This is a genomic window from Streptomyces albus subsp. albus (assembly GCF_000719865.1).
Lineage (GTDB): Bacteria > Actinomycetota > Actinomycetes > Streptomycetales > Streptomycetaceae > Streptomyces > Streptomyces albus_E.
In genome coordinates, this window is sequence record NZ_JOID01000008.1 from 227,153 (window position 1) to 252,339 (window position 25,187).

A 25,187-nucleotide genomic window follows, 5' to 3' on the forward strand; every position below is an offset into this window, starting at 1 on the left:
GTGGCAGCCTGCGGGCCGTAGGCGTGAGGCGGCCGGTCCGGGCGGCAACGCCCCCGTGGGCGGCAACAGGCGGCAGGCGGTGACACCCATGCCAACAGTTTGTGCTGTCAGGGTGATTGGACAATGACTTACCGTCAACTAGCCTTGTGGAAGCGGTTTCTCGCGCGCGGAACCGAGGACGGCTCGAACCATGAGGGGGGAGGTTCGAGCCGTCCGGCCGTCGCGGCCCGCCCGCAGGTCAGCCGGTGCCGCCCCGCGGCCCCTGGGCCGCCGGCCCTCCGGCTGCCGTGTCCAGGGCCCGCAGCACGTCGGCGAGCAGGTCCTCCGTGTCCTCGACGCCCACCGAGAAGCGGATGAAGCCCTCCGGCACGGCATCCCCGCCCCATCTTCCGCGTCGTTCGGCCGTGGAGCGTACGCCCCCGAAGCTCGTGGCCTCGTCCACCAGCCGCAGAGCGGCCAGGAACCGCTCCGCATGCGCCCGGTCGGGCAAGGTGAAGGAGACGACGCAGCCGAAGCGCCCCGCCCGCATCTGCGCCGCGGCGACCGGGTGCGCCGGATCGTCCGGCAGCCCGGGATGGCGCAGTCCGGTCACCTCGGGACGTTGCCGCAGCGCCTCGGCCAGCGCGAGGGCGGTGACCGCCTGCCGGTCCACCCGCAACTGGAGCGTGGCCAGCGAGCGGTGGGCGAGCCAGGCCTCCATGGGGCCTACGATCGCGCCCGCGGTCTTGCGCCACTTCCGCACGGTCGCGGCCCGCTCGGGATCGCGGCAGCAGACGTAGCCGAGCAGTACGTCGCCGTGCCCGGTCAGCGCCTTCGTGCCGCTGGCCACCGAGAAGTCGGCCCCCAGGTCCAGCGGGCGCTGACCGAGCGGCGTGGCCAGGGTGTTGTCGACGGCGACCAGCGCGCCCGCCGCGTGGGCCGCGCGGACCAGCCGCCGGATGTCGCAGACGTCCAGGCCCGGGTTGGACGGACTCTCGATCCACAGCAGCTTCGCGCCGTCGAGCACCCCGAGCTGCGCGTCACCCGCTGTCGGCGCGGTGCGGACCTCGACGCCGTAGTCCTCCAGTCGTTCCCGCACCAGCGGGAGTGCCTGGTAGCCGTCGCTGGGCAGCACCACGGCGTCCCCGGTCCGCACCTGGGACAGCAGCACGGCCGAGACGGCGCCCATCCCGGAGGGGAAGGCGACGGTCTCGGCCGCGGTGCCGGGGGATTCCAATGCGCCGATGGCCTCTTCGAGCCGGGTCCAGGTCGGATTCTCGTCGCGGCCGTAGGTATAGGGGCCGACCGGTTCGCCCGGCAGGTGGTAGTGGGCGGCGAACACCGGCCCGGGCAGCGAAGGCTCGTACGCCATCGGCTCGGGCAGCCCAGCCCGGACGGCGCGGGTTCCGTCTCCGGTCATCTCGATCATCCGTCCCTCATCCGTCCCTCGTCCGTCCCTTGTCTGTCAGCCGTCTCCGGTCCCGCTCAGCGGCCGTCGGGCAGGATCACGTTCACCGCCCAGGAGACGACGGAGATGATCAGGCCGCCGAGCACGGCGGTCCAGAAGCCCTCGACGTGGAAGGGGAGATCGACCAGGTCCGCGAGCCAGGAGGTCAGCATCAGCATCAGCGCGTTCACGACCAGGGTGAACAGCCCGAGGGTGAGGACGAAGAGGGGCAGCGACAACAGTTGCACCACCGGCTTCACCACGATGTTGACCACACCGAAGATCAGCGCGACCAGGAACAGCGCCAGCGCTTTGCCGCCCGTGCTCTCCCCGGTGAGCGTGATGTCCTTGAGCAGCCAGATGGCCACGGCCAGAGCCGCCGCGTTGGCGAGTGTCTTGACTACAAAGTTCGTCATGGTGTGATCGTCCCAGACGGAACGGGCAGAGCCGAGAGGTGGAGCGAGGGGTGGGCATGAAGGTCTTCCGGCTGGACGAACTGGACGCGGAGCGTGCCGCGAACGAGGGCGCGTACCTGCAGTTCCTGCGCGAGCGGAATATGTCGGCGGGGCTGTACGCGCTCGACGCGGGATCGGCCGATCCGCAGGAACCGCACCGGCAGGACGAGATCTACTTCGTCATCACCGGCCGGGGCTCGATCACGGTCGGCACCGAGACCACCACGGTGGCCCGCGGCAGTGTCGTGTACGTACCGGCCGGAGTGCCGCACAAGTTCCACCACATCAGCGAGGACCTCCGCGTCATGGTGGTCTTCTCTCCCCCGGAGAGCTGACCGCCGCGTCCGTGCCCCGTAGGGGGCGGGTCAGGGAAGGACGGGGGCAGCGGCCCCTCCGCCGCGCCTCCGCCGCGTCTAGCATCGGAAGCAGCCGGAGATCCCGGCTCCGCGATCGGGAAGCAGGGGAACGACAGTGGCGGTCAAGGAGATCTTCGAAGGTCTGCCGTGGTGGGTGAAGTGGGTCGCCGTTCCGGTCCTGGCGCTCATCGTGTTCGGCGGACTGATCGTGAATGTGGTCGGCTTCGTCATCGGACTGCTGTTCAAGGTTCTGGTGTTCGTCGCCCTGGTGGCCGGACTGGTCTACGTCGTCAGGAAGTTCGGTACCGCGTCACGGGACGGAGCCTCACGCGGCGACTGGTGAGCACGCGCGGGCGGCGCCGTGTCCGCCGGCCGCGCAGGCGTTCCGTGTCCCCACCCGGATCGAGCCCCGGCCCTCGTCGGCCGGGGCTCGACGCCGCCGTGGCCCTCTCGTCGTCTTTCTCGGCCTTTACGCCATGCCGGTCAGCAACTCCTTGCGCCGAAACGGCTACGCTGCGCACTGGGCGGACTTCTCTGTGGCCCCGCCCGCACCTGAACCACCCGAACCACCACTCCTAGCGGTCCCGCCCGAGCGTTGAGCACCATGGCGTCAGGAGGACCGAGGAGGCTCCAGGACAGGCCACCCGAGCGACACGGGGCAGTGGACCATGCGCGACACGATTCAGGCAGAGCTGATGATGAGCTTCCTCGTCTCCGAGGAGCTCTCCTTCCGCATTCCGGTGGAGCTGGAGTACGAACCGGCCGATCCCTTCGCCGTCCGCTTCACCTTCCATCTGCCCGGCGACGCACCGGTGACCTGGGCCTTCGCCCGCGATCTGCTGCTGGACGGGCTGAGCGCGCCCACCGGTGACGGCGATGTGCACATCGCCCCCGTCACCCCGGGTGTGCTCTCCGATGTCTTCATCCGGCTTCAGGTCGGCGAGGACCGGGCCACCTTCCGGGCGGGGGCGGCCCCGCTGGTGGCCTTCCTCGACCGCACCGACCGCATCGTCCCCATGGGACAGGAGCAGTCGGCCGGGGACTTCGACGACCGCCTGGCGGAGACCCTCGACCGCATCCTCTCCCAGGCCCGCAACGCGGGCTGAACGGCCCGGCCGGTCACGGCTTGCGGCGGCGCCCGCGCCCCCGTCCGCCGTCCGCGCGTCGCGGCTGCCCCGTCTCCGTACCGGATCCCGGTGCGGAGACGGCCGCCGCGGACCGGTCCGCCGAGACCACGAGCGCCGCGAGGCCGGTCGTCACGGGCACCGAGGCGATCAGCCCGATGCTGCCCACCAGCGTCCGGACGATCTCCTCGGCGACGACCTCGCTCAGCGCGACCGTGCTGACGCTGCTCCGCGCGATGGAGAACAGCAGGAGCAGGGGGAGGGCGGCGCCCGCGTAGGCCAGCACCAGCGTGTTGACCACCGACGCGATGTGATCGCGCCCGATCCGGATGCCGGCACGGTACAGCCGCCGCGCCGACATCGTCGGATCCGCCTGCTTCAGCTCCCACACCGCCGAGGTCTGGGTGACCGTCACATCGTCGAGCACACCCAGGGAACCGATGATGACGCCGGCCAGCAGAAGCCCGCTCATCTCGATGTCCGGGTAAAGACCGTGGATGAGTCCGGTCTCATCGGAGGTGTTGCCGGTGAGCCTCGCCCAGTCGATGAAGACGGAGCCCAGCACGCCGATCAGCAGCAGGGAGATCAGCGTGCCCAGGACCGCCACGGAGGTACGGGCCGTCAGCCCGTGGCAGAGGTAGAGCGCGGCCAGCATGATGGCGCTGCTGCCGATCACCGCGACCAGCAGGGGATTCTCCCCCTGCAGGATCGCCGGGAGGATGAACAGCGTCAGCACCCCGAAGCTCACGACCAGCGAGACCAGCGCGAACAGACCGCGCAGCCTGCCCACCGCCACCACGGCCAGCGCGAACAGCGCGGCGAGCAGCGAGATCGGGACCTCGCGGTCCACATCCGTCACCGAGTACTGCAACTCCCGGGGCGCGTCCGGCGCGTACGCCACGATCACGCCCTGGCCCTCGCTCAGCCGACGGGTGGAGTCCGGCTGGACGATCTCCGTGAACTCGCGTCCCTTGTCGTCGCCGGTGGTGACGCGCACGGTCGCCTTCTCGCAGATGTCGCCGCGCGCTTCCCCCGGTGTGCCGGGCGTCTCCGGCTGCTCCCCGCCGGGCGGCTGGCCGCCGCCGGCGTTCACGTCGGAGCACTTCACCTTCTGGACCGCGACGACCTCGCCCTGCTCCATCTGACGGTCCATGCCGACCCCGCTCGGCTCGTGCCCCGGCGCGCCGCCGGGCCAGAGCGCCAGCAGGCCCACGACGACGGCGGCGGCGAACGGAATCAGCACGGCGGTGATGATCTTGCGAAGTCGTCCGGAGACGGGGGCCGCGGGGCCGTGGGCGTGGGTGTGCGCGTGGCTTTCGGGAGTCGAGGTCACCGCCAGATCATCGCAAGAAGAGGGGCCCTCTGGTCATCAACACCGGAGCGGCGTTAGCGTGGGCATCGCCTTTGCACACGCGGGAGCTCGGAGCACCGGGCTGAGAGGGCGCTGACCTCCGTACACGGAGTGGCCGGGACCGGCCGTACCGTCGCGGAAGCCGCTGCGCCGACCGCCGAACCTGTTACCGGGTAATGCCGGCGTAGGGAGTAGGTCTCATGACCGTTCAGGATGCGCACACGTCTGCCCAGGAGCCGGGCGGGGACGGGAAGCGGCCCATCGGATGGCACAAGGACCATCTGACCGGCCCACGCCCGGACCTGCGGGTTCCGGTACGGCGGGTGCACCTCACCAACGGCCGCGACGTCACGCTGTACGACACGTCCGGCCCGTACACCGACCCCACCGTCGACACCGATGTCCGGCGCGGCCTGCCGCCGCTCCGGGAGGACTGGATCACCGGGCGCGGCGACACCGAGGAGTACGACGGGCGGCCGGCGCGCCCCGAGGACGACGGCCACAAGGACGCCGCGCCCGGCGGCGGCCTGCGCAATCTCGACGCGGTCTTCCCCGGCCGGCCGCGCCGCCCCCGCCGCAGCCGCGACGGCTCCCCCGTCACCCAGCTCTCCTACGCGCGACGCGGTGAGATCACCGCCGAGATGGAGTACGTCGCGCTCCGGGAGAACGTCTCCCCGGAGACCGTCCGCGAGGAGATCGCCGCGGGGCGTGCGGTGCTGCCGGCCAACGTCAACCATCCAGAGATCGAACCGATGATCATCGGCAAGCGGTTCCTGGTGAAGGTCAACGCCAACATCGGCAACTCGGCCGTCACCTCCTCCATCGAGGAGGAGGTCGAGAAGATGACCTGGGCCACCCGCTGGGGCGCGGACACGGTCATGGACCTGTCCACCGGCCGCAACATCCACACCACCCGCGAGTGGGTGCTGCGCAACTCCCCCGTCCCCATCGGCACCGTGCCGCTCTACCAGGCCCTGGAGAAGGTCGGCGGCCGCGCCGAGGAGCTGACCTGGGAGATCTACAAGGACACCGTCATCGAACAGGCCGAGCAGGGCGTGGACTACATGACGGTCCACGCCGGGGTCCTGCTCCGCTACGTCCCCCTGACGGCCCGGCGGAAGACCGGCATCGTCTCGCGCGGCGGCTCCATCATGGCCGCCTGGTGCCTGGCTCACCACAAGGAGAGCTTCCTCTACGAGAACTTCGAGGAGCTCTGCGAGATCCTGGCCGCCTACGACGTCACGTTCTCGCTCGGCGACGGGCTGCGCCCCGGCTCCGTCGCGGACGCCAACGACGAGGCGCAGTTCGCCGAACTGCGCACCCTGGGCGAGCTGAACACGGTCGCCAAGGCCCATGGGGTGCAGACGATGATCGAGGGCCCGGGCCATGTCCCGATGCACAAGATCAAGGAGAACATCGACCTCCAGCAGGAGATCTGCGAGGAGGCGCCGTTCTACACGCTGGGCCCGCTGACCACCGATGTGGCGCCCGGCTACGACCACATCACCTCGGGCATCGGCGCGGCCATGATCGCCTGGTGGGGAACGGCGATGCTCTGCTACGTCACACCCAAGGAACATCTGGGGCTGCCCGACCGTGACGATGTGAAGACCGGCGTCATCACGTACAAGATCGCGGCGCACGCGGCGGATCTGGCGAAGGGCCACCCGGGAGCCCAGGAGTGGGACGACGCGCTGTCCGACGCGCGCTTCGAGTTCCGCTGGGAGGACCAGTTCAACCTGGCGCTCGACCCGGACACGGCACGTGCCTTCCACGACGAGACCCTCCCGGCCGAACCGGCGAAGACGGCCCACTTCTGCTCGATGTGCGGTCCGAAGTTCTGCTCGATGAAGATCTCCCAGGACATCCGCCGGCGGCACGGCGGGGAGATGGACGAGATCGAGGCCGGTATGGCGGAGAAATCAAGGGAGTTCGCGGCCGCGGGCAACCGGGTCTACCTGCCGGTCGCCGACTGACCGGGCCGGGCGGGCCGGGGCGGGCTGTCCCGGCCCGGCCCGCCCCGCAACCCGGAGCGCACTCGCGCCCGGCGGCGGGCGGGCGGCAGGACGAGGCGGGGGACGGGCGGCGAAGCAGCGGCGGCTACTCCGGCTGGTGTTCCGGGCCGCCGTAGTCCGGGCTGGAGAAGCCGGGGCTGTCGAAGCGCGGCCGGGTGCTTCCGCCCCCCGGGCTGCCGTCCGTGGCCGGACTGCTGAACCCGGGCCTGCTGTAGCCCAGTTGGGGGGTGCGACTCTCCGCGACGCCCGCCGCGTCCGGAACACCGCCGTACGGGCTTCCCGTGGCCTGTCCGGCCGTCTGCGGCTCCGCCAGGGTTTCTTGCAGGAACGGCACGATGCCGCGGTCGAGCAGGGCCTGCCGCCAGGCCTCCCGGGCCCGGGCCAGCTCGCTCGTCGGGTCCTCCTCGGCCGAGGCCCGCAGGGAGCCGGCGCCGTCGCGCAGTGCGGTGAGGAGCAGACCGAGCATCGCGATGACGATGCCCGCGGCGGTCAGCGCCAGGAAAATCCAGCCGGCGTTGATGATCGGTTCCGCGAGCGGCTCGTCGGGGCTGAACAGATGGAGCAGGTAGCCGATCAGCAGGAAGATCGCCGCCGCGGCACCGGCCAGCACCGGTGCCAGGACCGCGAAGACCGCGAGGAGTCCGGCGCCGGAACTCTCGGCGGCCTCGCCGACGGCGGTGGCGAAGCCCACCCCGCTCCCGCCGCCGTCCTTCCCGTCGGCCGGCGCCTCGTCCGTACCGTCCTGCTGCCGCGGGACGCGCCGCGACTCGTCGCGCAGCTTGACGTAACTCCGGTACTCGGCTGCGGCGCGGGCCGCGATCGCCGGGGCCGCGTCCAGGGCTCTGGTGCGCAGCTGTTCGGCGTTGAGCCGCCGGCCGACGGCGTCCAGCTCCGGGCGCCGGTTCGCATGGCGCAGAACCTGGTCGAGGACCCTCGCGAAGTCGGGGCGGTCCTCGGGAAGCAGATGCGGTGCGCTGTTCATGTGCATCCCCCGATGCTCCGTAGGCCCTGGCTCGCCGATTCTCACCGGGCGCGCGGGCGGAAACGGAGGAGAGCCTGCTGCGGATAAGCCGATGGTAGAGCGCCCATGGTGCGCGATGACAGGGTGTTGCCGGAAATTGACACCACCGTGGACCTGACTACCTGCCCAGCCCGCGAAGCCCGTAATCCTCAGCCCGGCAGCGGCAGTTGGGCCACCAGCATCTTTCCGGCCATGGTGACGCCGCCGTCCATGGCGATGGCGAGCCCGTCGGCGTAGACGTGCGGTCCGTCGACGGCGGGCGCGCCGCTGTCCTCGCCGTCCTCGCTGCCCACCTGACCGGTGAGATACGGAATCGGGCTGTGGCCGTGGACGACGCGCTGTCCGCCGTAGGCCCCGAGCAGCTCGCGGACGGCCTCGGCGCCCCCCTGGTCGCGGAACGCGAAGCGCTTGGTGAGCTTGCGGAACAGATCCCAGCACTCCTCGGCGTCCGCGCGCTGCAGGGTTTCGGTCACCGCGTCGTTGACGGCCTCGATCGAATCGCCGTAGTCGAGGTAGGCCGTGGTGTCCGAGTGGACGAGCAGATGGCCGTCCTCCTCGGCCATCGCGTCGAGCCGGGACATCCACTGCAGATGGTGATCCTGCAGGCGGTCCATGTCGTTGCGCTGCCCGCCGTTGAGCAGCCAGGCGGCGTGGAACGAGGCGGTTCCCGCACCGGAGGACACCGGGGTGTCGCCGAAGCGCTTGGCACCGATGAGCAGCAGTTCGTGATTGCCCATCAGGGCCTTGCAGTAGCCGCCGGACGCGGCGGCCTCGGCGGAGAGCCGCATGACGAGGTCGATGACCCCGATGCCGTCGGGGCCGCGGTCGGTGAAGTCGCCGAGGAACCACAGGCGGGTGTTGCCCGCGGCCCAGCGGTCCTGGGCGTCGATCAGCCCCTGGGCGAGCAGGGCCGCACGCAGTTCGTCGAGGTAGCCGTGTACGTCGCCGACGACGTACAGCGGGCCGGGGCCGTCCGCGGGCGCGGCGCCGGGCCCGGGCTCGGGCACCGGGGTGAGGGAGACCGTCGGCACGTCCGGGGCCGGGGCGCGGCCGACCACCGGCAGATTTCGTTCGGTGGGGGTGTAGCCCTCGTCGGTCGCGTACGGCGGTACCGCAGCGTTCACGGGCACCACCGGCATGACCATCATGCCCCGCACCGCGGGTCCCTGACCGGCCCCCTGGATCATCGACCCCTCCACCATCGCGCCGCCGTGCACCGGTCGGACCTGCCTCCCCGCTGCGGGCGGAGGCACTCGCCCCACCTCAGGGTGGGGAGGCCCCTCGTGGTCAAGGGGTCCGCGGTGTCGTGCGCCCATCATAGGAATGCCGCTCGTGGGTTGTGACGCACCAGGGAGCCGGCAATCGCCGTGATGGCGGGAACGCCGGGATTTTGCACCGAATTGCCCGGGTGGTCGTGACAGTGGCGGCGGCAAGGGCAATGGCGGTGGCCGCGGTGGTCGTTCTCCCCGGTGTGCCGGACCAGGTCCTCCGTCAGCCGGGTTCGGCGGGCGGACGGGGCGGGCTGACGGTCGTACGCGAGGTCCGCGGCTGGGAGGAGGTGCGCACGATCAGCTCCGTCGGTATCACCTGCTCCACCCGCCGCCCGTCGTCCAGGCCCTCGATGGCGTCGATCAGCAACTGGACGACCGCGGTGCCGATCCGGCGCGGTTTGAGGGAAAGGGTGGTGACGGGCGGCTCGGTGCTGGCGTATACGGCGGACTCGCTGCAGCAGACCAGCAGCAGGTCGTCCGGGACCCGCAGGCCGTAGCGGCGGGCGGCGGCGAGAAGATCCGTGCCGTTGGGGTCGAAGAGGCCGTAGACGGCGTCCGGCCGGTCGGGGCGGGCGAGCAGCCGGTCGGCGGCCACCGCTCCGGCGCGCGGGTCGTGGGCCGGGTACTTCTCGTAGACCGGGTCCTGCCCGGCCCGTTCGCACCAGGAGAGATAGGCGCTGGTGGAGAGCCGGGTGTAGGTGTCCGTGGTGGTGCCGGTGAGCAGGCCGATCCGGCGGGCTCCGGCCTCGGCGAGATGGTCGAGCAGGCCGAGGACGGCGGCCTCGTGGTCGTTGTCGACCCAGGCGGTGACGGGTACGGAGCCGGCGGGCCGGCCATCGGATACGACAGGGATGCGCTGCCGGGCGAGCTCGGTGACGACCGGGTCGTGGTCGGAGGGGTCGATGACGACCGTGCCGTCGAGGGCGACGTTGGACCAGACGTCGTGCCGGGAGGTCGCGGGAAGAATGACGAGCGCGTAGCCGCGGGCCAGCGCGGCGGAGGTGGCGGCGCGGGCCATCTCGGCGAAGTAGGCGAACTCGGTGAAGGTGAAGGGTTCGTCCCCATAGGTCGTGACGGTCAGGCCGATCAGTCCTGACTTGCCGGTACGGAGGGTGCGGGCGGCGGCGGACGGACGGTACCCGAGCCGCTCGGCCACTTCCCGGACATGGCGTCGGGTGGCGTCGGGGAGCCGGCCCTTGCCGTTGAGGGCGTCGGAGACAGTCGTGATCGAGACACCGGCGGCGGCGGCCACGTCCCTGATGCCCGCCCGCCCCAGCCGACGGCCGGTCGACCGGCTCACCTGGTGCTTCTCTGCTGCTGTCATGGCCAGCCGATATTAGGGCGACTGGCCTCCGGTCAAGGGGGTCGGCGATGAACCGTCAACAGGCACGTTTCTGCAAGGCTGAGACGGTGAACTGCCTTGGAATCGGGTCCAGATGGCAGATCCATACGGCTTCTTCGCGGCCGGTAGGTGTTGTTGCCCAGTGAACTGTGTTTGTTTCGAAGAGGTCTCAAGTCACCTGGACGAGTGAAGCGCGCCAGGGCGCGAGCCACCGGCGTGCGGCCTGGGGAAGCGTGCGCCTCCCGGTTTGCCCGGGCCATTGCCCGGCGCCGTAATCCTCATAAGGTAAGCAGCATTGATGGCAGTGGCACGGTCGAGGAGGACGTCGATGCACACGGATCCACGGGGGGACTCCCCCGAGACCCCGGTGATGCCCAGGCTGCGCGGTGTGCTGGAGAGCATTCCGACCTACAAGCCGGGCAAGCCGGCCACGGCGGGGGACGGGCCGGTCACGTACAAGCTGTCCTCCAACGAGAACCCGTATCCCCCGCTGCCGGGGGTCATGGAGAGCGTCCTCGGCGCGGCGGGGAGTTTCAACCGTTACCCCGACATGGCCTGCAGCGGGCTGATGGCCGAGCTGGCCGAGCGCTTCGACGTGCCGGCCACGCATCTCGCGACCGGCACCGGCTCGGTGGGGGTCGCGCAGCAGCTGATCCAGGCCACGGCGGGTCCGGGGGACGAGGTGATGTACGCCTGGCGGTCCTTCGAGGCGTACCCGATCATCACGCAGGTCTCGGGCGCGGCCTCCGTGCAGGTGCCGCTGACCGGTGGCGAGGCACACGATCTGGACGCCATGGCGGACGCCGTGACCGACCGGACCCGGCTCGTCTTCGTGTGCAATCCGAACAATCCGACCGGCACGGTGGTCCGCCGGGCGGAGCTGGAGCGCTTCCTGGACCGGGTTCCGTCGGACGTCCTCGTCGTGCTGGACGAGGCATACCGGGAGTTCATCCGGGACGAGGACGTGCCGGACGGGATCGAGGTCTACCGGGACCGGCCGAACGTCTGCGTGCTGCGCACCTTCTCCAAGGCCTACGGGCTGGCGGGGCTGCGGGTCGGCTTCGCCGTGGCGCACGAGCCGGTCGCGGCGGCGCTGCGGAAGACCGCGGTGCCGTTCGGGGTGAGCCAGCTGGCGCAGGACGCGGCGGTGGCCTCGCTGCGCAGTGAGGACGCGCTGCTGGAGCGGGTGGAGGCGCTGGTGGGGGAGCGGGCGCGGGTGTCCGCCGCTCTGCGGGCGCAGGGGTGGACGGTTCCCGAGTCGCAGGCGAACTTCGTCTGGCTGCGGCTGGGAGAGCGGACGGCGGAGTTCGCGGCGGCGTGCGAGCGGGCCGGTGTGGTCGTCAGGCCGTTCCCCGGTGAGGGGGCCCGGATCACCATCGGGGAGACCGAGGCGAACGATCTTCTGCTGGCGGCGGCGGAGGCCTTCCGCAAGGAGCTTTAGCGACATCGCCCGGCCTGGTCAAGAGGCCTTCCGGGCATGAAATTCGCAGGTCGGGGGGTGTGCCCTAGGGCACACCCCCTGGTTGTGTGGTGGCGGAAACGGTGCGCCATACTGGTGTTTGTGAATGTGAACGCGTTCACAAGCACTCCTGTTTGCCCCCGTACGGGCGGAAGGCAGCAGGACATCTGTCGCATCGAATACGCGATGTGAAGGAGAGGGACCGTGGATATAGCCTTGGCGCCCGAGACGCTGGCGCGATGGCAGTTCGGCATCACTACCGTCTACCACTTTCTCTTCGTTCCGCTGACGATCTCCCTCGCCTCCCTGGTGGCGGGGCTCGAGACCGCCTGGGTACGGACGGGCAAGGAGAAGTACCTCCGGGCGACCAAGTTCTGGGGCAGGCTTTTCCTGATCAATATCGCCATGGGCGTCGTCACCGGCATCGTGCAGGAGTTCCAGTTCGGGATGAACTGGTCCGACTACTCCCGCTTCGTCGGTGACATCTTCGGGGCTCCGCTGGCCTTCGAGGCGCTGATCGCCTTCTTCTTCGAGTCGACCTTCATCGGCCTGTGGATCTTCGGCTGGGACAAGCTGCCCAAGAAGATCCACGCCGCCTGCATGTGGATGGTCGCGATCGGCACCGTTCTCTCCGCGTACTTCATCCTGGCCGCCAACTCCTGGATGCAGCACCCGGTCGGCTACCGGATCAATGAGGAGTCCGGGCGCGCCGAGCTCACCGATTTCCTGGCCGTGCTCACCCAGGAGACGACGATCGTGGTCGTCTTCCACACCCTCACCGCGGCCTTCCTGGCCGGCGGCGCCTTCATGGTGGGCATCGCCGCCGTCCACCTGCGCCGCGGCAAGCACCTCCCGGAGATGCGGACCTCGCTCCGGCTCGGTCTGGTCACCCTGGTGGTCGGCGGCCTGCTGACCGCCGTCAGCGGCGACCAGCTCAGCAAGGTGATGTACGAGCAGCAGCCGATGAAGATGGCCTCGGCCGAGGCGCTGTGGGACAGCGAGGCACCGGCGCCCTTCTCCGTCTTCGCCTACGGCGATGTCGACGAGGGCCACAACAAGGTGGCCATCGAGATCCCCGGACTGCTCTCCTTCCTCGCCCACGGCGACCTGGAGACCGAGGTCCCGGGCATCAACGATGTGAACGAGGACCTGCGCGAGAAGTACGGGCCCGGCGACTACCGGCCCAACATCCCGGTCGCCTACTGGGGCTTCCGCTGGATGATCGGTTTCGGCATGGTCTCCTTCGCCATCGGGGTCGTGGGCCTCTACCTCACCCGCAACAAGCTGTGGCTGGCTCCCCGGCTCCGCACCACCGAGGAGGAGCCGCCGCGCCTGGCTCTGACCCGGAACCGGGAACTCGGCGCCGCGCTCACCGCCTGGTACTGGAAGCTGGCCGTGCTCACCATCGGCTTCCCGCTGCTCGCCAGCTCCTGGGGATGGATCTTCACCGAGATGGCCCGGCAGCCGTGGGTGGTCTACGGCGTGCTGCGCACCGAGGACGCCGTCTCCCCCGGGGTGACCCAGGGCGAGGTGCTGCTGTCCATGAGCGTCTTCACCCTGCTCTACGCGATTCTCGCGGTGATCGAGGTCAAGCTTCTCGTGAAGTACGTCAAGGCCGGGCCGCCGGAGCTCACGGAGGCCGACCTCAACCCGCCCACCAAGATCGGTGGCCCCGGCCCCGGCGGCAACGACGCCGACGCCGACCGGCCCATGGCCTTCTCGTACTGAGAGTGAGGAGCTGGACATGGAACTGTACGACGTCTGGTTCATCCTGATCGCCGTCCTCTGGACCGGCTACTTCTTCCTGGAGGGCTTCGACTTCGGCGTCGGCGTGCTCACCAAGGTGCTGGCCCGCGACCGCAAGGAGCGCCGGGTACTGATCAACACGATCGGACCGGTCTGGGACGGCAACGAGGTGTGGCTGCTCACCGCGGGCGGGGCGACCTTCGCCGCCTTCCCCGAGTGGTACGCCACCCTCTTCTCCGGCTTCTACCTGCCTCTGCTGCTCATCCTGCTCGCCCTGATCGTGCGCGGTGTCGCCTTCGAGTACCGGCACAAGCGGGACGAGGACCGCTGGCAGACGAACTGGGAGCACGCGATCTTCTGGACCTCGCTGCTGCCGGCGTTCCTCTGGGGCGTGGCCTTCGGCAACATCGTCCGGGGGGTCGCCATCGACCAGGAGAAGGAGTACGTCGGAGGCTTCTTCGATCTGCTCAACCCGTACGCCCTGCTGGGCGGGCTGGTGACGCTCACCCTCTTCACCTTCCACGGTGCCGTCTTCGTCGCTCTCAAGACGGTGGGCGACATCCGGGTCCGGGCCAGGAAGCTGGCGACCGTGGTGGGTCTGGTGACGGCGGTGCTCGCGGTGCTGTGGCTGGGCTGGACGCAGCTCGACAAGGGCGATGCCGTGAGCCTTGTGGCGATGCTGACCGCTGCCGGTGCGCTGCTCGCAGCCATCGTCATGAACCAGCGGGGGCGGGAGGGCTGGGCCTTCCTGCTCTCCGGGGTCACCATCGTGGCCGCCGTGGCGATGCTCTTCCTGACGCTCTTCCCGAACGTCATGCCGTCCACGCTGAACGAGGAGTGGAGCCTGACGGTCAGCAACGCTTCCTCCACCCCGTACACACTGAAGATCATGACCTGGTGCGCCGCCATCGCGACCCCGTTGGTGCTGCTCTACCAGAGCTGGACCTACTGGGTCTTCCGCAAGCGCATCGGTACCCAGCACCTCGCCGACGCGCACTGAGAAGACGCGCGCCGCGATGACGCGCGCTGAGAAACCGAGGGACTGTTTCACGTGAAACCCGTCGACCCCCGCCTGCTCCGTTACGCCCGGGCCACCAGGACCTTCCTGCTGGCCGCCGTGGCCCTCGGGCTGGCGGGGGCCGGCCTCGTGGTGGCCCAGGCGGTGCTGCTCGCCGAACTGATCGTGGGTGCCTTCCAGCGGGGGATGGACGCCGACGGGCTGACCACGCCGCTGTTGCTGCTCGCGACCGTGTCCGCCGGACGGGCCCTGGTCTCCTGGCTGACCGAACTGGCCGCGCACCGGGCCGGCGCCTCCGTCAAGTCCGAGCTGCGGACCCGCCTGCTGGACCATGCCACACGGCTCGGCCCCGGCTGGCTGAGCTCGCAGCGCACCGGTGAGCTGACCGCGCTGGCCACCCGGGGAATCGACGCCCTGGACGGCTACTTCGCCCGCTACCTGCCGCAACTCGGGCTGGCTGTCGTGGTGCCGGCCGCCGTCCTGGCCCGGATCGTCACCGCGGACTGGGTGTCCGCGGCGATCATCGTGGTGACCTTGCCCCTGATCCCCCTCTTCATGGTGCTCATCGGCTGGGCCACCCAGGCGCGGATGGACCGGCAGTGGAAGCTGCTCGCCCGGCTGTCGGGGCACTTCCTCGACGTGGTCGCCGGCCTGCCGACCCTGAAGGTCTTCGGCCGTGCCAAGGCGCAGGCCGAGTCGATCCGTGCCATCACCGCCGACTACCGGCGGGCCACTCTGCGGACCCTGCGGATCGCCTTTCTCTCCTCCTTCGCCCTGGAACTCCTCTCCACCCTGTCGGTGGCGCTGGTCGCCGTCGGCATCGGCATGCGGCTCGTCCACGGGGACCTGGACCTGTACACCGGCTTGGTGGTGCTGATCCTCGCTCCCGAGGCCTATCTGCCGATCCGGCAGGTGGGGGCGCAGTACCACGCGGCGGCTGAAGGTCTCGCCGCCGCCGACCAGGTGTTCGCCGTCCTGGAAACGCCGCCGGGCTCCGCCGGCGGCACGGCTCCCGCACCCGACGCGCGGGTCTCCGGCCTGCGGGTGGACGGTCTGGTCGTCCGGCACCCCGGGCGCGCGGATCCCTCGCTGCCGCGCACCACCCTGACCCTCCGGCCCGGTGAGACGGTCGCGCTGACCGGCCCGAGCGGGTCGGGAAAGACCACCCTGCTCCACGCGGTCCTGGGCTTCGCCGAGGTGGCGGAGGGGCGGCTGCTACTCGGGGACGCGGACCTCTCCACCGTGGACCTCGACGGCTGGCGGCGGCAGATCGCCTGGCTTCCCCAGCACCCGTTCCTCTTCGCTGGAACGGTCGCCGAGAACGTACGGCTGGCCCGGCCCGGCGCGGACGACGCGGCCGTACGGGACGCGCTGCGCGACGCGGGCGCCCTGGACTTCGTCGCCGCCCTGCCGGAAGGGCTCGGCACCACTCTCGGGGAGGGCGGTGCCGGGCTCTCGGCCGGCCAGCGGCAGCGGATCGCGATCGCCCGCGCCTTTCTCGCCGACCGCCCCGTGCTGCTGCTGGACGAGCCGACGGCGAACCTGGACGGCGAGAGCGAGTCGGCCGTCGTGGCCGCGGTCGCCCGGCTGGCGGCGGGCCGCACCGTGCTGATGGCGGTGCACCGGCCGGCGCTGCTGGCGGTCGCCGACCGGGTGGTCGAGCTGCCCCGGCCGGCCGGGGCAGCGGTACCCGCCGCGGCCCCGGTGCCGGCTCCGGTGCCGTTGCCGCCGCCCGGAGCGTCGCCTCCGGCCGCGCCGGCGGAGGGGGGCGGGGCGCCGGCGCCCGCTTCGGTGCCGTCTCCGCGGACGGCGGCCGGGCCGGTGGACTCCGCGGATCCCCTGCGCTGGGTGCGGAGCCGGGCGCGGGCCCGGCGGGGCCGGTTCCTGCTGGCGCTGGTGCTCGGGAGCCTCGCGCTCGGCAGCGCGGTGGGACTCATGGGCGTATCCGGCTGGCTGATCTCTCGCGCCTCCGAACAGCCGCCCATCCTCCACCTGATGGTGGCGGTCACGGCCACCCGGGCCTTCGGCATCGGCCGTGCCGTCTTCCGCTACGCCGAGCGGCTCGTCGCCCACGACGCCGTCTTCCGGATGCTCGCCGATCTCCGCGTCGCCGTCTACCGGCGGCTCGAACGGCTGGCACCGGCCGGCCTCCGCGCCACCCGCCGCGGGGACCTCCTCTCCCGGCTCGTCGCCGACGTCGATTCCCTCCAGGACTACTTCCTGCGCCGGCTGCTGCCCGTTGGAGTGGCTCTGCTCGTCTCCGCGGGCTCCGTCGGCTTCACCGCGTGGCTGCTGCCGGAAGCGGGAGCCGTGCTGGCCCTGGGGCTGCTCGCCGCCGGGGCCGGGGTGCCGCTGCTCTCGGGGGCCGTGTCACGCCGGGCCGAACGCCGGCTGGCCCCGGCCCGCGGCGTGCTGGCCACCCGCGTTGTGGACCTGCTGTCCGGAACCGCCGAGCTGACGGTGGCCGGCGCGCTCCGGTCCCGTATGGAGGAGGCCCGGCGCGCGGACGCCGAGCTGACCGCACTCGCCGGCCGTTCGGCCGCCGCCGCTGGTGCCGGCGCCGGGCTCTCCGCGCTGGTGTGCGGGCTCACCGTGGCCGGCACGGCCTGGGCCGGGGTGCAGGCGGTGCACGAGGGAAGGCTCGCGGGGGTGGCGCTGGCGGTGGTCGTGCTGCTGCCGCTCGCGGCCTTCGAGGCGGTCAGCGACCTGCCGCTCGCCGTGCTCCACCAGCAGCGGGCCCGGCGCGCCGCCGGACGCGTCCGGGAGGTGCTGGACGCTCCCGAGGCGGTGCGCGAGCCGGCTGAGCCCGCCGTACCGCCCGCCACGCCGTTCCCTCTGGTGGTGCGGGATTTGACGGCCCGCTACGCCGGGCAGCGGCTGCCCGCCCTCGACGGGCTGGACCTCGACCTCGTACCGGGGCGCCGGATCGCCGTGGTGGGCCCGTCCGGTTCGGGCAAGACGACACTCGCCCAGGTGCTGCTGCGCTTCCTGGACCCCGAGTCCGGCCGCTACACCCTGGCCGGTGCCGACGCCACCGCGCTCGACGGCGACGCCGTACGGCGGCTGGTCGGGCTCTGCGCGCAGGACGCGCACATCTTCGACAGCTCGCTGCGGGAGAATCTGCGGCTCGCCCGCCCGTCCGCCGGGGAGCCCGAGCTGCGCGCCGCCCTGGCGCGCGCCCGGCTGCTCGACTGGGTGGACGGTCTGCCCGAGGGTCTGGACACCCTCGTCGGCGAGCACGGCGCCCGGATGTCCGGCGGTCAGCGCCGCCGGCTGGCTCTCGCCCGGGCCCTGCTCGCGGACTTTCCCGTACTGGTGCTCGACGAGCCCGCCGAGCACCTCGACCTGGCCACGGCGGACGCCCTCACGGCCGATCTGCTCGCGGCGACCGAGGGCCGGACGACCGTACTGATCACACACCGGCTGACGGGTCTGGAGGCCGTCGACGAGGTGGTCGTGCTGGACCGGGGGCGTGCGGTCCAGCGCGGGACGTACGAGGAGCTGGCGGCCGCCGAGGGGCCCTTCCGGCGGATGTGGGAGCGGGAGCGGGCGGCGGACACGGCCGGTGCCCGGCGGTCCCGGGAACTGCCGGAACCGGAGGCCGCTCCGGCCTCACGCTGAGAACGCCGTACGGAGCGGTCCGCGGCGGGCGCGGTGCAGGAGGACAGGGGCGCCGGCGACAGGCCGGCGTCCGGGGCGGTGCGGAGGACCGGATACGGGAGGACGACCGGGGCAGAGGCAGGTGGCTCGCGGGCAGGCGGCCGGCGAAGGGTGTGGGCGCCGCCGGGGCGGTGCTACGCCTGTTCCTCCAGGATGCGTTCGATGACGACCGCGACGCCGTCCTCGGTGTTGGCGGCCGTACGGGCCGAGGTGGCGGCCAGCACCGACGGATGGGCGTTGGCCATCGCGTAGGAGCGGCCCGCCCAGTTCAGCATCTCCAGGTCATTGGGCATGTCGCCGAAGGCCACCACCTCGCCCGGGGAGATCCCCCGCTCCGCGCAGCACTGCGCCAGCGTGGAGGCCTTGCTGACTCCCAGACCGCTGATCTCCAGCAGCGCGGTCGGACTGGACCGGGTGAACGAGGCGTGCGCGCCCGCCGTCTCCCGGGCCAGGGCGAGATAGTCGTCCGGAGGCATGCCCGGGTGGTGGGCCAGCAGTTTGAGCACGGGCGTTTCCGCGTGCCAGGCGTCCTCGGAGAGGAGCCGCTCGGCGGCGTCCACCGTGGACCCGGGGTCGGAGTGGAACGGCGGGTAGTCCGGCTCGTAGTGGAGCCCGGTGGTCAGTTCGACGGCGAACGAGGTGCCGGGCGCCGCGACGCGCAGCGCGCCGACCACGTCCATCGCGGCGAGGCGCCGCAGGGGACGGACCTCCACGACGAGACCGCCTTGGTGGAGGTCGACGACGGCCGCGCCGTTGGCGCAGATCGCCAGGCCGTGGCCGTGCACATGGTCACTGACGACATCCATCCAGCGCGCGGGCCGGCCGGTCACGAAGAAGACCTCGATGCCGGCCTTCTCGGCGGCCGCCAGGGCGGCGATCGTCCGGTCGGAGACCGTCTTGTCGTTCTGGAGCAGGGTGCCGTCGAGGTCGGTGGCGATCAGCCGTACGGGCCCGGTCGCGGAGGCCGGGTCACCGGCTCCGGCGGGGGCCGGGTGGTGCGGTTCGGGCCGCTCGGTAGCTGAGGTCACCCCTCCATCTTCGCGCATATGCGCGCACAGGCGTGCGACGGTACGCACAAGGGAGCGTCACAGGGGGCACAGAGCGCGCCGCCGTGCGACTCCTGTGGTCACTTGCGCACCCGATGTGCGGGGCCGTACGGCCGGGACCCGGTCGGGTTCCCCGCCTTCTCGGGCACACCCTTCTCGTGCACACCAGCAGTCACACCGCAGCCGCAGGCACCGCGCTCCCCGCCCGGCGATGGCGAACCTTTCCGCGCACGCTCCGGGCCCGGCACTCCCCGGAACGGCCACAGACCCCCGTCCCACCGGACTTCCGCGGGGTGCGGCGTGGTGCCGTCCGCGTCAGCCCAGCTGCGCGGGCGCCTCGGTGACGATCTTCTCGAAGACGGTGAGGTCGGCGGCGAAATCGGAGCCGGGGATCGGCCAGTGCACCACGATCTCGGTGAAGCCCAGCTCCTGGTGGCGCCCCGCGAAGTCCACGAAGGCGTCCAGGGACTCCAGCGGACGGGCCCGGTCCGGGGTGAAGCCGGTCAGCAGGACCTTGTCGAGCTCCGTCACGTCGCGGCCGAGCTCCGCGCACGCAGCGGCGAGTTTCCCGAGCTGGCCACGCAGGGCCTCGTCCGACTGCTCGGGCGTGCCGGTCTCGTAGAGCTTCGGGTCGCCCGTCGTCACCCACGCCTGTCCGTGCCGGGCGGCCAGCCGCATTCCTCGCGGGCCGGTCGCCGCGACGGCGAAGGGGAGCCGGGGCCGCTGGACGCAGCCGGGGAGGTTCCTCGCCTCCTCGGCTGCGTAGAACTCGCCCCGTTGCGAGACCGCGCCCTCGGTGAGCAGCCGGTCCAGCAGCGGCACGAACTCGCCGAAACGGTCCGCCCGCTCGCGCGGAGTCCACGGCCGCTGTCCCAGCGCCGTGGCGTCGAAGCCGCTGCCGCCCGCCCCGATGCCGAGGGTGATCCTCCCGCCCGAGATGTCGTCGAGCGAGATCAGCTCCTTGGCCAGCGTCACGGGGTGCCGGAAGTTCGGTGAGGTCACGAGGGTGCCCAGGCGGAGCCGGCCGGTCGCCGCGGCCGCGGCCGTGAGCGTGGGCACGGCGCCGAACCAGGGGCCGTCGCGGAAGGACCGCCAGGACAGGTGGTCGTAGGTGTACGCGGCGTGGAAGCCCAGCTCCTCGGCGCGCTGCCACTTCGCACGGCCGCCCTCGTTCCAGCGGTCGACGGGAAGGATCACGGTGCTCAGGCGGGGGCTCATGAGCCGAGCCTACGTCCGCTCCGGCCGCCCCCGGCCGCGCGGGTCCCGGCCGGGCTCGCCGGCCTTCCGGTGTCCCGCAGGGCAGCGGGCGCGACCCGCAGGGCCCCGAGCGCGAGGCCGGTCGGTGCCCGCCGGGGGCGGCGCCGCGGGGGCCGGTCCGGGTGGCGGCGCCTGCGGGCCCCGGCCCGCGAGGCTCCGCCGAGCCGTCCGCCTCCGCCGAGCCGTCTGCCTCAGCGGACCGACCGGCTCAGCCAGGGGGACAAGAGCGGCCCGGAGAGCACGAGTTCCCTGTAGTCGGGGCCTCCCGGCAGCGGGACGACGAGCCAGTAACCCGGCGGGAGGAAGCGTCCCTTCACGTAAGCCGCTCCCCCGTACACGGAGCGGAGGAAGCCGGGCACCACGTCGCGCGGGAGGTCGTGGAACTCGACACCGTCGACGGCGATCCTGGCGTCGCCCTCCGAGTACAGCTCGACCTCCACCCCGGGTGAGCCGGACAGCTCGACGAGGGCCTCGTGCGGCAGCGAGCCGTCCTCGTCAGTCACGGCGAACGCCCCGGCAGCGGTCCGCCGGGCCGAGCGGTCGGCCCCGATGTCGTCGGTGACCCGTACCGCCAGCTCAAACTCCCGCGCGATCTCCCGGATGGCGGTGACGGCGGCCTCGGTACTCGGCAGCTGAGAGGGCGGCTCCACGCTCCGAGTGTGTCAGCCGGCCGGCGGGTCCGTGGCCGGAGCGCCGGAGGAGGCACTGGTTTCCGAGGCGAACGCGGCGATCCAGTCCGCGATCCGTTCCGGCTGGGTCCGGATCACCCAGTGCCCCGCGTCCACGCGCCGGCGCACGAGCCGGGGCGCCCACCGGTCGAGGTCGTCGTAGAGGTGTTCGGAGAGAAAGACGTCTCCGGTGGGGACGACGAGCTGCACGGGCACGCGGGCGCGCGCGTCACCGCGCGGACGGCGGGTCCGGGAGCGGAAGTTGTCGCGGTAGAGCCACGCACCGTGGGCGGCGTCGCGGGCCAGGGACGGAGTCGGGTACCCGTCGGCGGGCAGCTTCTCCAGCCGGCGCAGGATGCCGGGCCACCGGCGGGCGAGCGGCCCGCGCCAGGCGAGCTCGGGGAGGACCGGCGTGTGCAGCGCGTTGACGTACCAGGAGCGCAGGCGCTGGCCGAGCAGTTCGCGGACGCCGCGCGCGCCGAGCGCCCCGCCGCGGCGCCGTGCGGCCCAGTGGCCGAAGTGGTCCAGCGAGGGGCCGGAGACCGAGGTGAAGGAGGCGATCCGGTCCGCGGCGGCCGTGGTGACGAACTCCCAGCCCTGCACCGAGCCCCAGTCGTGGCCGACGAGATGGACGGGCCGGCCGGGGCTCACCGCGTCCGCGACGGCGAGGAAGTCGGCGGTCAGCCTCTCCAGGGTGAAACCGCCGCGCAGCGGCCGGGGCGCGGAGGAACGCCCGCAGCCGCGCAGGTCGTAGCGGACGACGTGGAACCGGTCGGCCAGCCGCAGCGCGACCTCGGTCCAGACCTCCTTGCTGTCCGGATAGCCGTGCACCAGGATCACCACCGGCTGCCCGGGATCGCCCAGCCCGGACACGCACAGCCGTACGCCGTCCCCGCCCCGCACCCAGTGTTCGCGCATGTCACCGGTCATCCGGCACCGCCTTCCGGCCTCGCGGAGCCGTGCGTTTCCCGGATTCCCGGCTTCTCCGCACTCCGCGACGTTACCAATGGTAACAACTTAGGTGTACAGCCCTTACGGGTCCCTACACCTGGAGACGGACACGGAGACAGCCGTCAGGGCTGACGCCCGGTGTGGCCCGCACCACTACCGTCGTTGCCGTGACTGTGATCGTGACCGAAAGCCTCAGCAAGCGGTTCCCCAAGGTGACCGCGCTCGACCGGCTCTCCATGACCATCGGCCCGGGCGTGACCGGTCTGGTGGGTGCCAACGGGGCCGGTAAGTCGACTCTGATCAAGATCCTGCTCGGACTGTCCCCGGCGACCGAGGGGCGGGCTGCCGTCCTCGGGCACGACGTGGCCCGCGAGGGCAGTGCCATCCGGGAACGGGTCGGCTACATGCCCGAGCACGACTGCCTGCCGCCCGACGTGTCCGCGACCGAGTTCGTCGTGCACATGGCCCGGATATCGGGGCTGCCGCCCGCCGCGGCGCGCGAGCGCACCGCCGACACCCTGCGCCACGTCGGCCTCTACGAGGAGCGGTACCGGCCCATCGGCGGCTACTCGACCGGCATGAAGCAACGGGTCAAACTCGCCCAGGCGCTGGTCCACGACCCGAGGCTGGTCCTGCTGGACGAGCCGACGAACGGCCTCGACCCGGTCGGCCGCGACGAGATGCTGGCCCTGATCCGGCGGGTCCACACCGACTTCGGCATCTCCGTGCTGGTGACCTCCCACCTCCTCGGCGAGCTCGAACGCACCTGCGACCACGTCGTCGTCATCGACGGCGGCGCCCTGCTGCGCTCCAGCTCCACCAGCGACTTCACCCAGAAGACCGCGGTCATCGCGGTCGAGGTCACGGACACCGAACGGCACCCCGACGGCACGGCCGCGCTGACGGAGGCGCTCGCCCGCGCGGGCGTCCGCCACGCCGCGGGGGGACACGCGCCGGGCGCGGGCCGGGTGCTGCTCCTGGACGCGGAGGGCGACGCGACGTACGACACGGTCCGCGACACCGTCGCCGGACTGGGGCTCGGCCTGGTGCGCATGGAACAGCGCCGCCACCACATCGCGGAGGTCTTCCGTCCCGGGGAGCCGCCGGCGCCCACGGGGCCGGACCCCTCCGCCCAGCCGCACACCCGCAGCACGGACGGACGGAACGGAGGTGGCCGCGATGCCGCCTGAGAGCATGACGCCGACGGCGGCGGCCCCGTCCGCCGACCCGACCCGCATCCACAACATCGGCTACCGCCGCTACGACGGCCCGCGCCTCGGGCGCTCCTACGCCCGGCTCTCCCTCTTCTCCCAGAGCCTGCGCGGCGCGTACGGGCTCGGCCGGTCGGCGAAGTCCAAGGTCCTGCCGATGCTGCTGTTCGCGGTGATGTGCCTGCCGGCGGGCATCATCGTCGCGGTCGCCGTGGCGACCGACATGAAGGAACTGCCGCTCGAATACACGCGGTACGCGATCTACCTCCAGGCCGTCATCGGCCTCTATCTGGCCGCCCAGGCGCCGCAGTCCGTCTCCCGCGACCTGCGGTTCCGCACCGTGCCGCTCTACTTCTCCCGCCCGATCGAACGGGTGGACTATGTGCTCGCGAAGTACGCGGCGATGGCCTCGGCCCTCTTCCTGCTCACCGCGGCGCCGCTCGTCATCCTCTACGCGGGCGCGCTGCTGGCCGAGCTGGACTTCGCCGATCAGACCAAGGGCTTCGGCCAGGGACTGGCCTCGGTGGCCGTGCTGTCCGTGCTCTTCGCGGGCATCGGACTGGTGGTCGCGGCGCTGACCCCCCGCCGGGGCTTCGGCGTCGCCGCCGTCATCGCCGTGATGACCATCTCCTACGGCGCGGTCAGCACCGTCCAGGCGATCGCCTGGGACCAGGGCAGCGAGAACGCCATCGGCTGGCTCGGCCTGTTCTCGCCGGTCACCCTCGTCGACGGCGCGCAGTCGCTGTTCCTCGGCGCGGACTCCGCCTTCCCCGGCGGCGAGGGGCCGTCCGGCGCGCTCGCCGGAATCGTCTACCCGGCGGTGGTCCTCGGGCTGATCGCCGGTTCGTACGCGCTGCTGATGCGCCGTTACCGGAAGGCCGGGCTGTGACCACCCTCAAGATCGACCATGTGTCCCGCTGGTTCGGCAACGTGGTCGCCGTCAACGACATCACGATGGCCATCGGCCCCGGTGTGACCGGCCTGCTCGGGCCCAACGGCGCGGGGAAGTCCACCCTCATCAACATGATGGCCGGCTTCCTGGCCCCGTCGACCGGCGCCGTCACCCTCGACGGGGCGGCGGTCTGGCGCAACGAGGGGGTGTACCGGCGGATCGGCATCGTGCCCGAACGGGAGTCCATGTACGACTTCCTGACGGGCCGCGAGTTCGTGCTCGCCAATGCCGAACTGCACGGGCTGAAGGACCCTCGCGGGGCGGCCCGGCAGGCGCTCGCCACCGTCGAGATGGAGTACGCGGAGAACCGGAAGATCGCCACGTACAGCAAGGGCATGCGGCAGCGCGTGAAGATGGCCTCCGCGCTGGTCCACGAGCCGTCCGTCCTGCTGCTCGACGAGCCCTTCAACGGCATGGACCCGCGCCAGCGGATGCAGCTCATGGAGCTGCTCCGGCGGATGGGGGACGAGGGCCGCACCGTGCTGTTCTCCTCGCACATCCTGGAGGAGGTCGAGCAACTCGCCCAGCACATCGAGGTGATCGTCGCCGGCCGGCACGCGGCCTCGGGCGACTTCCGGAAGATCCGCCGCCTGATGACGGACCGCCCGCACCGCTACCTCATCCGGTCCAGCGACGACCGCTCCCTCGCCGCCGCGCTGATCGCGGACCCGTCCACGGCCGGGATCGAGATCGACCGGGCGGACGGGGCCCTGCACGTCCAGGCCGTCGACTTCCCCCGCTTCACCGAACTGCTGCCGCGGGTCGCCCGCGAGCACGGCATCCGGCTCCTCACGGTCTCGCCCTCCGACGAGTCCCTGGAGAGCGTCTTCTCCTACCTCGTAACGGCCTGAGCGGCCC

At 71.8% G+C, this 25,187-nt stretch carries 20 protein-coding genes and 1 pseudogene; 11 read left to right on the forward strand and 10 right to left on the reverse strand.

The genetic code is table 11. The features are described from left to right. Positions 1-238: 238 nt before the first annotated feature. Positions 239-1,399, reverse strand: a complete 1,161-nt coding sequence (locus tag IF83_RS0109845; RefSeq protein WP_030543708.1) for a cystathionine gamma-lyase — start codon at positions 1,397-1,399, stop codon at positions 239-241. Positions 1,400-1,464: 65 nt separating this feature from the next. Continuing rightward, entirely contained in the window at positions 1,465-1,842 is a 378-nt protein-coding gene (locus IF83_RS0109850; RefSeq protein ID WP_030543709.1) for a phage holin family protein, read from the reverse strand. 56 nt (positions 1,843-1,898) lie between these two features. Between IF83_RS0109850 and IF83_RS0109855 the strand changes: the two genes are divergently transcribed. The 3 genes from IF83_RS0109855 to IF83_RS0109865 all read left to right on the forward strand — a co-directional run bounded on the left by IF83_RS0109855 (position 1,899) and on the right by IF83_RS0109865 (position 3,343). Continuing rightward, entirely contained in the window at positions 1,899-2,216 is a 318-nt protein-coding gene (locus IF83_RS0109855; RefSeq protein ID WP_030543710.1) for a cupin domain-containing protein, read from the forward strand. Positions 2,217-2,352: 136 nt separating this feature from the next. Further along, positions 2,353-2,580: a DUF5326 family protein gene (locus IF83_RS0109860; protein WP_030543711.1), complete on the forward strand. Its 228-nt coding sequence runs from the start codon at positions 2,353-2,355 to the stop codon at positions 2,578-2,580. A 325-nt stretch (positions 2,581-2,905) separates the two neighbouring features. Further along, positions 2,906-3,343: an SsgA family sporulation/cell division regulator gene (locus IF83_RS0109865; RefSeq protein ID WP_030543712.1), complete on the forward strand. Its 438-nt coding sequence runs from the start codon at positions 2,906-2,908 to the stop codon at positions 3,341-3,343. 13 nt (positions 3,344-3,356) lie between these two features. Here the strand turns inward: IF83_RS0109865 and IF83_RS0109870 are convergent, their stop codons facing one another. Further along, positions 3,357-4,694, reverse strand: a complete 1,338-nt coding sequence (locus IF83_RS0109870) for a YibE/F family protein (protein WP_030543713.1) — start codon at positions 4,692-4,694, stop codon at positions 3,357-3,359. Positions 4,695-4,912: 218 nt separating this feature from the next. Between IF83_RS0109870 and thiC the strand changes: the two genes are divergently transcribed. Next, entirely contained in the window at positions 4,913-6,688 is a 1,776-nt protein-coding gene (thiC, locus tag IF83_RS0109875; protein ID WP_030543714.1) for a phosphomethylpyrimidine synthase ThiC, read from the forward strand. A gap of 124 nt (positions 6,689-6,812) precedes the next feature. Here the strand turns inward: thiC and IF83_RS0109880 are convergent, their stop codons facing one another. The 3 genes from IF83_RS0109880 to IF83_RS0109890 form a co-directional block, all read right to left on the reverse strand. Continuing rightward, positions 6,813-7,715, reverse strand: a complete 903-nt coding sequence (locus IF83_RS0109880; protein ID WP_030543715.1) for a hypothetical protein — start codon at positions 7,713-7,715, stop codon at positions 6,813-6,815. Positions 7,716-7,897: 182 nt separating this feature from the next. Further along, entirely contained in the window at positions 7,898-8,935 is a 1,038-nt protein-coding gene (locus tag IF83_RS0109885; RefSeq protein WP_394297309.1) for a metallophosphoesterase, read from the reverse strand. 304 nt (positions 8,936-9,239) lie between these two features. Beyond that, entirely contained in the window at positions 9,240-10,343 is a 1,104-nt protein-coding gene (locus tag IF83_RS0109890) for a LacI family DNA-binding transcriptional regulator (protein ID WP_030543717.1), read from the reverse strand. 388 nt (positions 10,344-10,731) lie between these two features. Between IF83_RS0109890 and hisC the strand changes: the two genes are divergently transcribed. From hisC to cydD, 4 genes are all read left to right on the forward strand, one after another. Next, the gene (gene hisC / locus IF83_RS0109895) at positions 10,732-11,802 is read left to right on the forward strand and encodes a histidinol-phosphate transaminase (protein ID WP_030543718.1); all 1,071 of its coding nucleotides are present in this window, start codon (positions 10,732-10,734) and stop codon (positions 11,800-11,802) included. A gap of 222 nt (positions 11,803-12,024) precedes the next feature. Continuing rightward, entirely contained in the window at positions 12,025-13,548 is a 1,524-nt protein-coding gene (locus IF83_RS0109900; RefSeq protein ID WP_030543719.1) for a cytochrome ubiquinol oxidase subunit I, read from the forward strand. 16 nt (positions 13,549-13,564) lie between these two features. After that, on the forward strand, positions 13,565-14,566 hold the full coding sequence (gene cydB / locus IF83_RS0109905; RefSeq protein ID WP_030543720.1) for a cytochrome d ubiquinol oxidase subunit II: 1,002 nt from the start codon (positions 13,565-13,567) through the stop codon (positions 14,564-14,566). A gap of 51 nt (positions 14,567-14,617) precedes the next feature. Further along, entirely contained in the window at positions 14,618-18,205 is a 3,588-nt protein-coding gene (gene cydD, locus IF83_RS0109910; protein WP_037679385.1) for a thiol reductant ABC exporter subunit CydD, read from the forward strand. A gap of 173 nt (positions 18,206-18,378) precedes the next feature. On the opposite strand, the gene IF83_RS0109915 is transcribed toward cydD, so the two are convergent. From IF83_RS0109915 to IF83_RS0109930, 4 genes and pseudogenes are all read right to left on the reverse strand, one after another. Next, complete coding sequence (locus IF83_RS0109915; protein WP_030543722.1) at positions 18,379-19,290, reverse strand: HAD hydrolase family protein; 912 nt, start codon at positions 19,288-19,290, stop codon at positions 18,379-18,381. Positions 19,291-19,605: 315 nt separating this feature from the next. Next, complete coding sequence (locus IF83_RS0109920) at positions 19,606-20,508, reverse strand: LLM class flavin-dependent oxidoreductase (RefSeq protein WP_030543723.1); 903 nt, start codon at positions 20,506-20,508, stop codon at positions 19,606-19,608. 230 nt (positions 20,509-20,738) lie between these two features. Next, complete coding sequence (locus IF83_RS0109925; protein ID WP_030543724.1) at positions 20,739-21,197, reverse strand: hypothetical protein; 459 nt, start codon at positions 21,195-21,197, stop codon at positions 20,739-20,741. A 30-nt stretch (positions 21,198-21,227) separates the two neighbouring features. Beyond that, positions 21,228-22,145 (reverse strand): annotated as a pseudogene (locus tag IF83_RS0109930) (alpha/beta fold hydrolase); the annotation flags it as partial. A gap of 194 nt (positions 22,146-22,339) precedes the next feature. On the opposite strand from IF83_RS0109930, the gene IF83_RS0109935 reads away from it, so the two are divergent. Genes IF83_RS0109935 through IF83_RS0109945 form a run of 3 tightly spaced genes read left to right on the forward strand, consistent with a single transcriptional unit; the run spans position 22,340 to position 25,180 of the window. Further along, positions 22,340-23,356: an ABC transporter ATP-binding protein gene (locus IF83_RS0109935; protein ID WP_051722655.1), complete on the forward strand. Its 1,017-nt coding sequence runs from the start codon at positions 22,340-22,342 to the stop codon at positions 23,354-23,356. Next, on the forward strand, positions 23,346-24,266 hold the full coding sequence (locus IF83_RS0109940; RefSeq protein WP_051722656.1) for an ABC transporter permease: 921 nt from the start codon (positions 23,346-23,348) through the stop codon (positions 24,264-24,266). Before IF83_RS0109935 ends, IF83_RS0109940 begins: the two co-directional genes overlap by 11 nt. Next, complete coding sequence (locus IF83_RS0109945; protein ID WP_030543728.1) at positions 24,263-25,180, forward strand: ABC transporter ATP-binding protein; 918 nt, start codon at positions 24,263-24,265, stop codon at positions 25,178-25,180. The genes IF83_RS0109940 and IF83_RS0109945 overlap by 4 nt, the downstream gene beginning before the upstream one ends. Positions 25,181-25,187: the final 7 nt, after the last annotated feature.